Here is a 15,975-nt window from a genome sequence, read left to right on the forward strand (position 1 = left end):
TCAGGAGCTCTCGTCGAGGTGGCGGGCGATGGCTTCCGGGGTTCGCAGGGTCAGCAGGTCGCGGATGGTGACGACGGGGCCGTACTCCCGGCGGAGCATCCCGGTCAGCCGTACCGCCAGCATGGAGTGGCCGCCCAGGGCCACGAAGTCGCTCACCGCGCTCACCTCGTCGTCGTCCAGGTCCAGTGCCTCGGCGAAGAGTTCACAGACCGTGGTCTCGGTCTCCGTCTCCGGGTCGCGTTCGGCCGCGGTGGTCAGGGCGCCGAGCGGTCTGGCCTCCGGCAGGGCCCGGGTGTCGGCCTTCCCGTTGACGGTCAGCGGGATGGCGTCGACCCGGGCGTAGTGGGTCGGGCGCAGGAAGTCCGGCAGCCGGGCGCCCACGTCGGCGGCGACCCGGGCCAGGTCGGCGCCGTCGAGCACCAGGTGGGCGGCGAGCCGGTACCCGCCGTCGACGCCCGGGTCGGGCTCGGCGACGACGGCGGCGAACCGCACCGCCGGATGCGCGGCGAACGCGGCCTCCGCCTCGGCCGGTTCGACCCGGTGGCCGCGGATCTTGACCTGCTGGTCGGTCCGGCCGAGATAGGCGAGGTTGCCGTCGGGGCGGCGGACCACCAGGTCGCCGGTGCGGTACATCCGCTCACCGGGCCGGCCGAACGGGCAGGCCACGAAGTGGCCGGCGGTCAGGGCGCTCTGCCCGAGGTAGCCCCGGGCGATCCCGGTGCCGGAGACGTACAGCTCGCCGGGGACCCCGTCCGGCAGCGGGCGCAGCCACGGGTCGAGCACGTACACCTCGGTGTTGTCGATGGCCACGCCGACCACCGGGTCCTCGCAGTCGAAGGTGCCGACGCCGAGGGTGTTGATGGTGTACTCGGTGGGTCCGTACAGGTTGTAGCCGACGGTCCCCTCGGTGTCGATGAGCCGTTGCCACAGCTTGGGGGTGACGGCCTCGCCGCCGAGCAGCACCAGGGCCGGCCGCCTCCCGGGGTCGTCGAGCAGCCCCTCGGCCACCAGTTGCTGCGCGTACGTCGGGGTCACGTTGACGACGTCGATGCCGTGGTCGCGGCAGTACTCGACGAGCCGGGGGGCGTCGCGGCGCAGTTCCTCGTCGCAGATGTGCACCTCGTGGCCGTCGGCGAGCCAGAGCAGTTCCTCCCACGACATGTCGAACGCGAACGACACGGTGTGCGCGACCTTGAAGACCCGGTGACCGTGGTCGGCCAGGACGGGTTCGAAGATCCGCCGCTGATGGTTGAGCAGCATGTTGGTGAGTCCGGCGTACTCGGTCACCACGCCCTTGGGCTTCCCGGTCGAGCCGGAGGTGTAGATGGTGTACGCGGGGTGGCGCAGCCGGTCCGGGTCCTCGGGGGCGAAGGTGGTGTACGGCTCGGCGGCGGGCAACGGGCGGTCCAGGACGATGTGGTCGCCGCCGATCCGGTGGGCCACCGCCTCGACGGTGAGGACGGTGTCGGGGCGGGCGTCCGCGACGATGGCGGCGATCCGCTCGTCCGGGTGGTCCAGCTCCAGCGGTACGTAGGCGGCGCCGACGCGCAGTACGGCGAAGAGCGCCACGAGGAGGTCGAGCGAGCGCGGTACGGCCAGGCCCACGGTCCGCTCCGGCCCGATGCCACGTGCGGCGAGTACGCCCGCCAGTCGACGGCTGCGGTCGCGGAGTTCGGCGAAGGTGAGGCCGGCGCCGTCGGCGACGAGCGCGGTCCGGGACGGGGTGCGGGCGGCCGCGCGGTCGAAGCGGTCGACGACGGTGTCCGTGCCGATGCCGGTGCGCGGGGCGGGTTCGGGGGCCGGGGCGGCCCCGGGGAGCGCACCGACGGGTCCGGTGGAGCGGGCGAGGTCCGCGAGGACGCGCAGGTAGTCGTCGAGGAGGCGGCGGGCACCGGCCGGGTCGTCGTCGCGGTGCTCCAGCTTGACGGTGAGCCGGTCGCCCGGGGTGACGACCCAGGTGAACGGGTAGTGGGTGGAGTCGTCGGCGCGTACCGCGGTGATGCCGTGGCGGGCGTTCATCGCGGCGAACGCCTCCTGGTCCAGGAAGTTCTGGAGCACGAAGAGGTTGTCGAACAGGGTGTCGTGCCCGGCGGCGCGCTGGATCTCGCCGAGCCCCAGGTGCTCGTGGTCCATCGCCTCGACCCGGGCCGTCTGCACGGACGTCAGGTAGGCGCCGACCGTGTCGCGGGGCCGGGCCCGGGTCCACATCGGCACGGTGTTGAGGAGGACGCCGACGATGTCGGAGTGGCCCTCGCCCTCACGGCCGGAGACGGTCACCCCGAAGACCGCGTCCTCCCGGCCGGTGCGGGCGCCCAGGAGCAGTCCGAGGCCGCCGGTCAGCACCGTGTTCAGGGTGACGCCGTGGGCGGCGGCCGCGTCCCGCAGCGATTGGGAGAGTTCGGCGGACATGGTGTGCGTCAGGGCGTGCGGCAGGGTCTCGGGGAGGTCCGGGGCGGCCGGGGCGAGCAGGGTCGGTCCGGACAGTTCCGCCAGGTGGCCGGCCCAGAAGCGGTGCGCCGCGGCCGGGTCCCTGGCGGCCAGGGTACGGGCGTACTCCTCGAAGCCGGGCACGGCGGGGGTGGCGGCGAGCGGCTCGCCCGCCAGGACGGCCTCGTACGCGGCGAACAGGTCGCGCAGCACGATCTCCCGGGACCAGCCGTCCCAGAGCAGCAGGTGGTAGCTGAGCAGCAGCCGGTCCCCGCCGTCGGGCGGCCGGACCACGGTCAGCCGGATCAGCGGCGGCTCGCCCGGGTCGAAGCCGGTCTCCCGGTCCCGGGCGCGCAGTTCCTCGGCAGCAGCCGCGTCCGCCACCTCGACCGTGCGGACGGCGACCGTGCGTCCGGCGCCGAGGAGCTGGACGGGGTCGCCGTCGTCGTCGGTGGTGAATCCGGCGCCGACGACGGGGTGCCGGGCGATCACGTACGCCATCGCCCCGGCGAGCGCGTCGGGGTCCAGGCGCCGGTCGAAGGTGAACCAGCTCTGGGCGACGTAGTGCCCGGCCGTCCCCGCCAGTTGGGCCTGGAAGTACAGGCCGCGCTGGAGGGGGGTGACGGGGGCGGTGCGCTCGGCGGTGGCGGCCGCGTCGGCGATCCGCTCCAGGGCCCCGAGCCAGTGCCCTGTGAGGGTGTCGGGGACGCCCTCGGCGAGGGTGAACTCGGCGTGCAGACCGCCGGTGGCCGCGTCGGTCCAGGCGTTGACCTCGACGGCGTACGGGGTGGGACGCTCGCCGCCGGTGATCCGGGGGACGTCCGATTCGCCGCCCCGGCCCAGGTAGTTGAGGAGCACCTGGGGGCGGGCGGTCAGCAGCGGGGCGGTCTGCGGGTCGAGGTGGCGCAGCCGCCCGTAGGCGAGGTGTCCGCGCTCGTCCGGGCGGCGTTCGGCGACCTCGCGGGCGGCGGCGACCGGGTCGGTGTGCGGGGTGAGCCGGACGGGGGCGATGGAGGTGAACCAGCCGACGGTGCGGCTGTAGTCGTGGTGCTCCAGGACCGGGGTGCGGCCGTGCAGCTCCAGCTCGACGGCGAGGTCGGTGGGGGTGGCCTGGACGGCGGTGAGCGCGGTGCGCAGGGCGCCGCAGAGCAGCTCGGTGAGGCCCGTGCCGAGGGTGGTGGGGGCGGTGCGGGTCAGCCGGTCCGCCGTCTCCGGCGGGAGGACGGCGGTGCGGGTGCGCGGGCGGCGGACCTCGGGCAGCAGGGGTGGTGCGGCCAGGGTCTCGATCCAGTGGCCGAGGCTGCCGGTCTCCTGGGCGGTGTGGGCCGTCAGGGCCTCGGCGTACTCGGCGTAGGAGGTGGTGGGCGGGGCCGGGGTGGTGCCTTCGAGGTGGGCGGCCAGGTCGTCGAGGACGATCAGCCAGGAGACCGCGTCGACGGCGAGGTGGTGGGCGGTGACCACCAGGGTGCGGGTCGGGGCCAGCCAGGAGAACGCGACGAGGCGCCCGGTGGCGGGGTCGAGCCGGTCGGCGGCCTCGTTCGCCGCCGCCGTCGCGTCGGGGGCGGCGCTGGTCACCACGTCGGTCTCGGGGGCGGGTCCGGTGCGCAGGGTCCACACCCCGTGCTCGGTGGCGAGCCGCAGCCGCAGGGCCGGATGGGCGGCGAGAAGGGCGGTCGCGGCCCGCCGCAGGTCGGCCGGACCGATGCCCTCGGCCACCTCCAGGGTCCGGGCCTGGGCGAACCGGTCGAGCGGGCCGCCGAGTTCGCGCTGGCGCAGGATGATCGGGGTGGCGGGCAGCGGGCCGTCCTCCCGGCGGGCCGGCGCGGGGGCGGCGGGCCGCGGGGCGCGGGCGGCCAGGTGGGCGGCGAGGGCGCGCGGGGTCTTCAGGAGGAAGACGTCGCGCGGGGCGATCGGCAGGCCGAGCGCCCGGGCCCGGTTGATGACGGTGATGGCGACGATGCTGTCGCCCCCGGCGGCGAAGAAGTCGGTGTCGGCGTCCACGGATCCGCCGGTCAGTACCTGGGCGAAGATCCCGACCAGCGCGGCGAGCGCGTCCCCGGCCACGGCGGGCCCGGCGTCCACGGCGGACGGGGCCGCCGGGGCGTCGTCGTGCGCGGCACCGGCGGCCAGGGCCGCGCGGTCCAGCTTGCCGTTGACGGTCAGCGGCAGGGCGTCCACGGTCAGCACCCGGCCGGGCACCATGTGCGCGGGCAGCGTGGCGGAGAGCCGGGCGGTGAGGTCGGCGGGGGCCCGGCCCACCACATGGGCGACGAGATGGTCCCCGCTTCCCGCCACCGTGACGGCGGCGTCCACCACCCCGTCGAGCGCCCGGAGCGCCGTCTCCACCTCGCCGGGCTCGATCCGGAACCCCTTGAGCTGCACCTGGTCGTCGGCCCGGCCGACGAACTCCAGCTCGCCGTCGAGGGTGCGGCGGGCCAGGTCGCCGGTGTGGTACATGCGGGAGCCGTCGGCGGCGAACGGGTCGGCCACGAACCGGCCCGCGGTGAGCCCCGGCCGCCCGAGGTAGCCGAGCGAGAGCTGGTCGCCGGAGACGTAGACGGCGCCCGTCCGGCCCGGCGGGACCGGGCGGAGCCGGTCGTCGAGCAGGTGGACGGTGAGGCCGGGGACCGGGCCGCCGATCGGGCTGGCCTTGGTGCCGGGCTCGAAGTCCGTCCCGGTCAGCACCCGGTGGGTGACATGGACGGTCGTCTCGGTGATCCCGTACATGTTGACCAGCTCGGGGGTGTCGGCGCCGTACCGGCCGACCCAGCCGCGCAGCCGTGCCGGGTCCAGCGCCTCGCCGCCGAAGACGATCCGGCGCAGTGCGGTGAGCGGTGCGGCGGCGAGCCGGTCGGCCTCGATGAACCGGTGGAACGCGGACGGGGTCTGGTTGAGGACGGTCACCGCGCGGTCCCGGACCAGCCGGTGGAAGTCGGCCGGGGAGCGGGTCAGCGCGTAGTCGGGGACGAGCAGTTCGCCGCCGTGGACCAGCGCGCCCCACAGCTCCCAGACCGCGAAGTCGAAGGAGAAGGAGTGGAACTGCACCCAGACGTCGTCGGGGCCGAAGCCCATGGCGGGCCGGGTGTGGGCGAGGAGCGCGACCACGCTCGCGTGCGGCACGGCGACGCCCTTGGGGCGGCCCGTGGAACCGGAGGTGTAGATGATGTACGCGGGGTCCCGCGGACGCGGGCGGGTGACGGGTACGGGGGCGGCGGGGGCGGGTTCCTCGCCCTGGACGAGGATCCGGGCCGGTACGCCGGTCCGTTCCAGGAGGCGGGCGAAGCGGCCCCGGTGCTCCCGGTCGACGAGCACGGCCTGCGGGGCGCAGTCGGTGAGGACGTACCCCAGCCGCTCGTCCGGGTAGGCCAGGTCCAGCGGTACGTAGGCGCCGCCCGCGGCGACGACGGCGGTCAGGGCGACGACCTGCTCCAGGGAGCGGGGCACGGCGACGGCGACCAGACTCCCGGGGCCGACCCCGGCCGCCCGCAGGACGTCCGCCAACTCGTCCTTGGCCTGAGTGAGTTGGCCGTAGGTGAGGGATCTGGTGGCGCCGTCGAGGGCGCACTGGGTGACGGCGGTGGCCTCGGGGTCGCGGCGCGCCGCGGCGTCGAGGAGGACGTCGAGCGTTCCCGTGGCCCGCTCCGGGAGCGCGGCGGGGGCGGCGGCCACCGCGCGGACCGGGGCGTCCGGGCGGGTGAGCAGGGTGGTGAGGGTGCGGGTGAAGGTGAGCAGGATGCCTTCGGCGCTCGCGGGGCGCAGCAGGGCGCCGTCGTGGATGAGCCGGAAGAGGGGGCGGCCGTCGGGGGTGCGTTCCACCACCAGGGTCAGGGGGTAGTGCGGGGCGCCCTCGTTGGTGATGCGGGTGATGGCGAGGTGGTGGCCGGGGGCGCGCAGGGTGTCCGGGTCCGTGGCCACGTCGAAGACGACGAGGGTGTCGAAGAGCGGTCCGGTGCCGGCCCGGCGGGCGATCCGGGCCAGGGAGACGTACTGGTGGTCGCGGACCGCCTCCTGGTGGGCCCGTACGGTGGCGAGGAGTTCGGCCGCCGTGGTGGTGGCGGTCCAGCGGGCGCGGACCGGGACGGTGTTGATGAACAGGCCCACCATGTCGGCGATGCCGGGGAGTTCGGCGTCGCGTCCGGAGACGGTGGAGCCGAACACGACGTCCGTGGTGTGCAGGAGGCCGCCCAGGGTGAGGGCCCAGGCGCTGTGCACGGCGGCGCTCAGGGGGACGCCGGCCGCGCGGGCGGCGGTGTCGAGGTCGCTCCCGGCCTCGGCGGTGGTGTCGGCGAAGTGCTCGGAGGGGGTGTGCCCCTCGGCGACGAGGGAGGGTCCGGGCAGTCCGGCGAGTTCGCCGTGCCAGATCCGTTCGCTCTCCTCGTGGTCGCGGGCGGCGAGCCAGCGGGCGTGGGCGCGGTGCTCGCCGAGCGGGTGGGTACTCCCCGGGGCGTGGTACTCGGCGAGCAGGGCGCGGAGCATCGGGGGGACGGACCAGCCGTCGGCGACGATGTGGTGCACGGTCTGCACCAGCACGTCGCGCCCGGCGCCCGCGCGGATCAGGGTGTAGCGCATGAGCGGGCCGGTGGCCAGGTCGAAGCCGGAGCGGCGGTCCTGTTCGGCGTGGGCGCGGATCTCCTCGTCGGTGATGCCGGGGCGGTCCAGGACGGTGAACGGTGCCTCGGTGCCGCTTTCCAGTACGGCGACGACGCGGCCGTCGGCGAGGGCGGTGAACCGGGCGGCCAGGTTGGGGTGGAGGTCGAGCAGCCGGGTGGCGGCCGCCGCGAGCCGGTCCGGGTCGGCCTCGCCCTCCAGGGTGAGGAGCTGCTGTTCGACGTAGCTGCCGGTCGTCTCGTCGTCGAAGACGGAGTGGAAGTAGAGGCCCTCCTGGAGCGGGGTCAGCGGGAGGATGTCGAGCAGGGCCGGTCCGTCGAGTTCATCGACGTCGGCCTGGGTGAGGGGGACGAGGGGGAAGTCACCGGGCGAGTGGCCGCCCTCCTCCAGGGCGGCGAGCCCGGTGAGCGCGGCATGGAAGTGGGTGCCGAGGGCGGTGATGTCGTCCTCGGTGAACCTGCCCTCGGCCCAGGAGACGGTGGTGACGAGCCGGTAGGCGCCGTCCTCGCCGGGTTCGGCGATCGCGTTGAACTCCAGGGCGCGCGGCAGCCGCATACCGGGGTCCCGCTTCTCCCCCAACTGTCCTGTACTGCCGGTCAGTTGCCAGTCGCCCGGGGTTCCCGCGTCGAAGCGGCCCAGGTAGTTGAAGAGGACCTGCGGGGCGGGGGTGGCGGGCAGGGCTCCGGTCAGATGGCGCAGGACGCCGTAGGAGAGGCCGTTACGGGGCACCGCGGCGAGCTGGTCCTTGACCGCCTTGAGGGCGGCGGCCAGCTGTCCGGGGTCGGTGGGGTCGGTGGCGGCTCCAGGGTCCACGGTGACCGGGAACAGCGTGGTGAACCAGCCGACCGTACGGGAGAGTTCGGGCTCGAACCCGGCGGTGTCGGTCAGGTGGCGGGCCTCGCGGCCGTGCCCCTCCAGCTCGATGCGGGCGAAGCTCTGGTCCTGGCCCAGGTCGCGGCGGAAGCGGGCGAGGGCGACGGCGAGGGCGGTGAGCAGGACGTCGTTGACGCCCGCGTGGAACGCCGCGGGGACGGGGCCGAGCAGGGCGGCGGTCGCGTCGGGGTCCAGGGTGAGGGTGCGGACGCGTTCCCGGGCCACGGTGTCGGTGTCCTGTGGCGCGCGGCGGGCGAGGGGGGCGTCGGGGCCGGGCAGTGGCGTGTCGTAGTGGGCGCGGTCGGCCTCGAATCCGGCCCGTTCCAGCAGCTGGGTCCAGCGGCGGAACGACGTTCCCGTGGGCGGGAGTTCGACGGGGGCGCCCTCGGCGTACCGCCGCCACGCGGTGGCCAGGTCGTCCATCAGGATGCGCCAGGAGACCCCGTCGATCACCACATGGTGGGCGACCAGGACGAGTTGGCGGTCGGCGCGGCGCCACACGGCGCGCAGCATGACCCCGGCGTCCGGGTCGAGGTCCCTGGTGGCGAGTGCGACGCAGTCGGCGGCCGGGAGGTCGCTCTCCTGCCAGACGGGGTCGGCGCCCCGGGCGGGTCCGGGGATGTCGAAGCCCCAGTGCTCCCCGCGGACCAGCCGGGCGCGCAGCATGGGGTGCCGGTCCAGTACGGCGGCGAGGATCGTGTCCAGCGCCTGTCCGGTCAGCTCCGCCGGGGTGTTGAGGACGACCGACTGGACGAATCCGTCGATCGCGTCGGTGGTTTCGCCGAGCCACCGCACGACCGGCAGTCCGGTGACGGGCCCGGTGGCGAGGTCGCCGTGGTCGACGGCGGCGGTCTCCTCGCGGCTCGCCACCGAGGCGAGCGCCCCGAGGCGGCTGTGGGCGAAGATCTGCCGTGCGGTGACGTGGAGGCCCCGCTCGCGCAGGGCGCCCAGCAGCGAGATGGCCAGGATGCTGTCGCCGCCGAGCTGGAAGAAGTCCTGGTCGGTGCCGGTCCGTTCGAGTCGGAGCACCTTCGCGGCGGCGGCGCACACCAGCCGCTCCTCCTCGGTGACGGGCTCGGTCGCGCCGTCCGTGGCGATCACGGGTTCGGGCAGGGCACCCCGGTCGAGCTTGCCGTTCGCGGTGAGCGGGAACTCGGTGAGGACCACGAGGTGGGCGGGGACCATGTACTCGACCAGGTGCTCGGTGGCCCACTCCCTGACGGCCTCGGCCCGCAGCCCCTCGTGGCCGGCGGCCGGGATCACGTAGCCGGTCAGGTAGGTTCCGCCCGCCGTGTTCTTCCTGGCGACGACGCAGCTGTGCCGTACGCCGGGGTGTTCGGCGAGGGACGCCTCGACGTCCTCGGTCTCCAGCCGCATGCCGCGGATCTTGATCTGGTTGTCGGCGCGGCCGAGGAAGTCCAGGGTGCCGTCCGGGGCGAAGCGGGCCAGGTCGCCGGTGCGGTAGAGCCGGGAGCCGTCGTCGGCGAAGGGGTTGGCGACGAACCGGGAGGCGGTCAGGGCGGGGGCGTTGACGTAGCCACGGCCCAGCAGGAGGCCGCCCGCGTACAGTTCGCCGCCGACGCCGACCGGAACCGGGCGCAGTTCGTCGTCGAGGACGTACAGCTGGGTGTTGGGGTTGGCCCGGCCGATCGAGGTGGAGAGGCGTTCGGCCTCGCCCCGGTAGATGACGTGGGAGACGCCGATGGTCGTCTCGGCCGGTCCGTAGCCGTGGTAGAGCGGGATGTCGAGCCGGGCGCGGAACCGCTCGTACAGCTCGGGGGTGAGCACCTCGCCGCCGCACCACACGTGCCGCAGGCTGTCCAGGCGGCCGGAGTCGCCGGCGATCTCCAGCAGGACGTCCAGCATGGAGGAGACCAGATAGGTGAAGGTGACGCGGTGTTCGGCGATCACGCCGAGGAGGTGGTGCGGGTCGCGTTCGCCGCCGGGGCGCAGGATCACCAGCCGGCCGCCGGAGACCAGCGGCAGGAAGATCTCGTTGATGGAGATGTCGAAGGAGAGCGGTGCCTTGAAGAGCGAGGCGTCGTCGTGGCCGAAGTGCAGGATCTCCTCGACCTGCCACAGGAGGCGTTCGCTGATCGCCTCGTGGCGGATCATGGCGCCCTTGGGGCGGCCGGTCGAGCCGGAGGTGAAGATCACGTAGGCCAGGGCGGTGCCGGGGACGGTGATGTCCGGCGCCTGGTCCGGATGGTCCGCGAAGGCCCAGTCGTCGAGGTCGACGGCGACCGCCTCCGGCTCCCCGTCCGGGTGCTCACCGGTCCTGCCCAGCTGGAGCGCGACCCCGGCGTCCTCGACGACGACGGCGCGCCGGGCGGCGGGCCACTGCGGGTCGAGCGGGACGAAGGCGCATTCCGCCTGGAGCACGGCGAGGAGCCCGATCACCATCTCGGCGGACCGGCCGAGCGAGATGCCGACCACCTGTTCGGCGGTGAGGCCGCGCCCGATCAGGTGGTGGGCCAACTGGGCGGAGCGGGCCGCGACCTGACGGTACGTCAGGACACGGTGCTCGTCGATCACCGCGGCGGCGTCCGGCCGGGAGCGGGCCTGCTCGCGGAACATCTCCATGAGGGTCGGGCGGGACCGGTCGGCCCGGTTGTCGTTCCACCGGGCCAGGGCTTCGAGCCGGGCCGCCGCGTCGGACGGGGCGATGGTGCCGAGGGGGCGGTCGGGGAAGTCGGCCAGGTCGTCCAGGGCGAGCTGCGCATCGGCGGACGGAACGCCTTCGGGGGCGGCGACGGGGAGGCCGTCCGCCCCGGCCGCCCAGCCGTCCCCGTCGGACGGCCCGTCGCCCGCACCGTTCTTGTCGACCTGTCGGAGGAGGTCGGGGAAGAGGGTGCCCGGGGCGAGGTCCATCCCGTCGGGGCCGAGGCCGGTCGCCCAGTACGACAGCCCGATGGCACAGGCGGTGGCGACGGTCCGGTCGCCGTAGTCGCCGGTGCGGCGGCGCAGGCCGGCCAGGCGGGCGGGGGAGAGCAGTACGCGCGGGGCGGTCGGTTCCGTCATCGAAGACTCAGCATCCTTCCGAGGTATGCAAGTTAGCCTAACCTAACTAAGGCTTACCTAACTACCCTCTCGCCAGGCCCGCCACAGGCGCGCGTACCGGCCGTCGAGAGCCACCAACTCCGTGTGCGTGCCCTCCTCCACGACCCGCCCCGCGTCCAGCACCGCGATCCGGTCCGCCGCCATGGCCTGGGTCAGCCGGTGCGCCACGAAGAGCGTCGTCCGGCCCTCGCAGGCGGCCAGCACCGCCCGTTCCAGCTCGGCCGCGCCCTCGCTGCCCGCCTCGGCGGTCGACTCGTCGAGCACCACCACGGGCGAACGGCCCAGCACCAGCCGGGCCAGCGCGATCTGGGCGACCTTGGTGACGTCGAGGCGCTCACCGCCCTCACCGACGGCGGTGCGCACCCCGTCCGGCAGCGACTCCACCCAGCCCTCGGCGCCCACCGTGCGCAGCGCGGCCAGCAGTTCGGCGTCGTCCGCGCCGGGGGCGGCCAGCCGCAGGTCCCCGGCGAGCGGCCCGGAGAACACATGCGTCTCCTGCGTCAGGATGGTCACCAGGGAGCGCGCGGCGGCCTCGTCCAGATCCGCGAGATCGTGCGGCCCGATCCGGACCGATCCGGACCCCGGCCTGCCGATCCCGGCGATCAGCGCGGCCAGCGTCGACTTCCCGGCCCCGGTCGCCCCGACCAGCGCGAGCGAGCCGCCGGCCGGGATGGACAGACCGACGTCCCGGAGAACGGGCTCCTCGGTGCCGGGGTAGCGGAACGTCAGCCCGCGCACCTCCACCGGGAGCGGGCCGCCGCCGCCCCGCGCGGCGGAGGCGTCGCCCACCAGCCGCTCCTCGGCGGGCTCCCCCACCACCCCGACCAGCCGGGTCAGGCTCGCACCGGACTTCTGCGCCTCGTCGAAGGTGAACATGATGGCGCCCAGCGGGGTGAACAGCCGGTGGAACATCAGCGGGGCGGCCGACACCTCGCCCAGGCTGGCGGCCCCGGCCTCCAGCAGGACGTACCCGACGACGACGATCAGGGTCAGACCGATGAACTCGGCGCGGTTCTCCCGGCCCACGAACCGGCCGAAGAACCGGAACACCTCGACGCCCAGCTCGCGCACCCGCCACGACTCCCGGTCGACCTTCCCCCGGAAATCCTCCTCCAGCCGGTAGGCCCGGACGGTGTCGATCCCGTTCAATCCGCTGATCAGTGCCTGCGCCCGGTCGGCCTGGGCGATCCGCTGGCGGCGGTAGAGCGGCGCGGAGCGGGGCAGGTACCAGCGCAGGGCCAGCGCGTACGCGGGCAGCGCCCCGGCACCGGCGAGCCCCAGGCGCCAGTCCAGGCCGAACATGCCGGCCGTGGCGATGACCACCAGCACCCCCGCCGAGAACACCGTGGGGATGGCGGCCCGGATGCCCTTGGAGATGACCGCCACGTCGTCGCCGACTCGGGAGAGCACATCGCCCCGGCCGACCTCCTCGACGCGGGCGCTCGGCATGCCCAGCACCGCGCGGACCGCGCCCTCCCGCAGCCGGGCGAGCAGATCGGCCCCCAGTCGCCCGATCAGGTACGTGGACGCGGCGGTGACCACCGCGCCGAGCAGCGCGGCGGCCACCATCAGCCCGCCGATCCCGACCAGCACCGAGGACGGCTCGCCGCCGGTCACCCCGTCCACCACCCGGCTGAGCAGCAGCACCGGGAGGATCTGGAGCGCGGCACCGACGACCGTGGTGAGGACGGTGGCGGCCGTGAGCCAGGGGGCGCGGCGGCAGTGCGCCGCGACCCAGCCGACGGCCTCGCGCCCCGTCGCCGTACGCAGGGCCGCCGGGGCGGGGGCGGAACCGGGGGCGGGGACGGTACTCACACGCGAACCGAATCTCTGCGGGGACGGGAGGGTCCGGACGGCACGGCTACGAGGCCGACTTGACGAGTTCGTCGATCGCGTACGGCAGGGACAGCAGGGTGCCCTGGGACATCGCCGCGCCGACCGCCGGGCCCTCGCTGTCCAGCAGGTAGGACACCTTGCCCTTCTTGACCGCGGACAGGTTGGCGAACAGTTCGAACTTCTTCAGCGCCTCGGTGTCGGCCTTGTCGTTGACGACGAAGATCCGGTCGACGTCGACCAGGTCGACCCGCTCCGGGGAGAGCGTGGTGTAGAACTTGCCGCCGGCGACCTCGTCGATCCTGGTCTGGTAGGCGAAGCCGGTGCCCGTCACCAGCCGCCCCCGTACGTCGGTGGAGGTGAACGGCGCGACGGAGTCCTTGTACCAGGACAGGACGACGGCGGTCTGCTTCGCGAACTCCGGATGGGCCTTCTTCGCCGCGTCGAGCTTGCCCTGGATGCCCTGGACCAGCTTCTTGCCCTCGGCCTCCTTGCCGAGCGCCTTGGCGATGTGCACCGCGTTGTCCTGCCACGGGGCGCTGAAGGGCTCCTTCTCCCCCTTGGTGCGGCCGACGGTCGGGGCGATCTTCGAGAGCTTGTCGTAGGCCGCCCGGTCGATCTCGGAGTAGACCGCGATGATCAGGTCGGGCCGGAGGGAGGCGATCTTCTCGTAGTTGGGGCCCGCGTCGCCGTTGCTCATGACGACCTCGGGGCGGGTGTCGCCCCACTTGTCCTTCACCCAGGGCCACTGGGTGTTGATGTCGGGGGACTTGCCCGCCGGGTTCGGGTACTGGTCGACCATCCCGACCGGCTTGACGCCGAGCGCCAGGACGGCCTGGTCGTCCGTGTAGCCGACCGAGACGACACGCTCGGGCGCCTTGGTGATCTCCGTGGACCCGAACGCGTGCTCCACGGTGACCGGGAAGGCGCCGGTGGAGGCGGCCGGGGCGTCCTCGCCCTTCGACTCCGCCGTGTCGGAGCCACAGCCCGTCAGGAGGCCGACGCCGAGCGCCGCGGCGGACAGTACCGCCGCCGTCCGCCGCCAGGACCGCACCCGCGTCGTTCGATGGAGAAGCATCCGGAATCCCTTGCTTTCATTCGGCCCGCCGCGTCTCGCACCGAGGGCGGCCGGACCCTGTCCCACTTCAGTAAGGCTAGCCTAGCCTAAGTTTCTAACTCTCTGTCGTCGGACCCGAGTTGAGGTCCGCCGCGCACCATGGCGCGTGACGGCCGGTCAGGCTCCGGCGTGCGTGCGGCCGATCGGAACGACGAGCGGCCGACCGCCCACCGGGTCGTCGATCACCGCGGCGTTGAGCCCGAAGGCCTCCCGCAGCAGCTCGACGGTGATCACCTCGCGCGGGTGCCCCTGCGCGAGCACGGAGCCCGCGCGCATCACGACGAGGTGGTCGCTGTAGCGGGCGGCCAGATTGAGGTCGTGCAGCACCATGACCACGGTGCGGCCCGACTCGTGCAGGTCGTCCACCAGATCGAGTACGTCGACGGCGTGGGCGAGGTCCAGATAGGTGGTCGGCTCGTCCAGCAGCAGCAGATCGGTGCCCTGTGCCAGGGTCATGGAGATCCAGACGCGTTGGCGCTGCCCGCCGGAGAGCGAGTCGACCGGGCGGTCGGCGAGGTCCGCGACCCCGGTCATGGCCAGCGCGCGCGCCACCACCCCGGCGTCGTCCGACGACCACTGCCGCAGCCAGCTCTGGTGCGGATGACGCCCCCGGGCGACCAGGTCGGCCACGGTCAGCCCCTCCGGCGCGAGCGGCGACTGCGGAAGCAGCCCGAGCTTCCGGGCCACGTCCCTGGTCCGGAGGCCGGCGATGTCCTCGCCGTCCAGCACGACCGTCCCGCCGTCCGGCCGGAGCAGCCGGCTCAGGGTGCGCAACAGGGTCGATTTCCCGCAGCCATTGGGGCCGATGATCGTGGTGATCACCCCGGTGGGGACCTCCACGTCCAGTCCCTCGATGACGGTGCGCCCGCCGTACCCGACGGTGACGCCCCGGGCCGCCAGTCGCGGGGCGGCGCTCCGGTCCGCCTCTTCGGCCGGGGTGATGAACCGCGTGGCCACAGGGCCTCCTTGTCCGAGTCTCGTCCTCATGTCCGTCCGGCCTGCCTCAGGTTGGCCCGTACCAGCAGCCACACCAGGAACGGTCCGCCGATCGCCGCGGTCACCACACCAACCGGAAGGGAGACCGGCAGCGCGGTACGGGCGATCAGGTCCGAACCGGTCAGGAGCACCGCCCCCACCAGCCCGGAGGCCACCAACGGCGGGGTGGGGAACCGGGCCAGACGCATCGCCACCTGCGGCGCCACCAGCGCGACGAACGGCACCGGCCCCGCCGCGCTCACCGCCACCGCGGCCAGCAGCACCGCGCACAGCAGCAGGAGTGCCCGCACCCTGCCGTACCGGACGCCCAGCCCGGCGGCGATGTCGTCGCCCAGGTGCATCGGCTTGAACGGGAACGCGGCCAGCGCCACCACCACGATCAGCCCGAGCACGCACCAGGCCGCCACCCGCACGGACTCCCACGACCGGTCGTCCAGCGAACCGACCAGCCACGCCTGGGCCCTGGCCACGTCCCGGATGTCGGCCGAGACCAGCAGCCAGGTCGTGAGCGCCTCCATCACCGCGCTCACCGAGATGCCGATGAGGACGAGCCGGAAGCCGTCGATCCCGCGCCGCCAGGCCAGGAAGTACACCAGCAGCCCGGTGGCGAGACCGCCCGCCAGCGCGGCCAGCGGCAGCCCCACCGAACCGAGCACCGCCGCCGCGGCCCCACCCGACACCGTCACCAGGAACACCGCGACCGTGCCCGCTCCCCCGGTGATGCCGAGGACGTCCGGGCTGGCCAGCGGGTTGCGCGCGACGGACTGGGTGATCGCCCCGGAGATCCCGAGCGCGACGCCCACCACCAGTCCGGCCAGCGCCCGCGGCATCCGCAGGTCCATGACCACGAACGCGTCGACCGGCTCGCCCCGGCCGAGCACCGTGGCGATCACCCGGGACAGCCCGATCGGGAAGTCCCCGACACCGATGGAGAGGCAGAGGAGCAGAAAGGCCGCCGCCGCCAGCACCAGGGTGACCAGGACGAGCCACGGCCGCCACACGAACGACACCCGGCCGAGCCGCACCCCCGCCGCCATCGGCGGGTTCGCCCCCGTCACGTC

General features: G+C 74.1%; 5 protein-coding genes. All 5 read right to left on the reverse strand.

Annotation, left to right across the window (positions count from 1 at the left end):
- Complete coding sequence (locus ACF08W_RS20925; protein WP_392280144.1) at positions 1-10,929, reverse strand: amino acid adenylation domain-containing protein; 10,929 nt, start codon at positions 10,927-10,929, stop codon at positions 1-3.
- 57 nt (positions 10,930-10,986) lie between these two features.
- On the reverse strand, positions 10,987-12,783 hold the full coding sequence (locus tag ACF08W_RS20930) for an ABC transporter ATP-binding protein (protein WP_392280145.1): 1,797 nt from the start codon (positions 12,781-12,783) through the stop codon (positions 10,987-10,989).
- Positions 12,784-12,829: 46 nt separating this feature from the next.
- Entirely contained in the window at positions 12,830-13,879 is a 1,050-nt protein-coding gene (locus ACF08W_RS20935) for an iron-siderophore ABC transporter substrate-binding protein (protein WP_385216157.1), read from the reverse strand.
- Positions 13,880-14,035: 156 nt separating this feature from the next.
- Positions 14,036-14,875 carry an ABC transporter ATP-binding protein gene (locus ACF08W_RS20940; RefSeq protein WP_385216154.1) on the reverse strand — a complete coding sequence of 280 codons (840 nt, stop codon included), beginning with the start codon at positions 14,873-14,875 and terminating at the stop codon, positions 14,036-14,038.
- A gap of 26 nt (positions 14,876-14,901) precedes the next feature.
- On the reverse strand, positions 14,902-15,951 hold the full coding sequence (locus tag ACF08W_RS20945) for a FecCD family ABC transporter permease (protein ID WP_392280240.1): 1,050 nt from the start codon (positions 15,949-15,951) through the stop codon (positions 14,902-14,904).
- Positions 15,952-15,975 lie beyond the last annotated feature (24 nt).

Origin of the sequence: Streptomyces sp. NPDC015144, assembly GCF_043079735.1 — a bacterium.
GTDB lineage: Bacteria > Actinomycetota > Actinomycetes > Streptomycetales > Streptomycetaceae > Streptomyces.

Bases quoted from the DNA above. Each gene is read 5' to 3' on its own strand.
- ACF08W_RS20925 (WP_392280144.1), bottom strand. From the start codon at position 10,929: ATGACGGAACCGACCGCCCCGCGCGTACTGCTCTCCCCCGCCCGCCTG.
- ACF08W_RS20935 (WP_385216157.1), bottom strand. From the start codon at position 13,879: ATGCTTCTCCATCGAACGACGCGGGTGCGGTCCTGGCGGCGGACGGCG.
- ACF08W_RS20945 (WP_392280240.1), bottom strand. From the start codon at position 15,951: ATGGCGGCGGGGGTGCGGCTCGGCCGGGTGTCGTTCGTGTGGCGGCCG.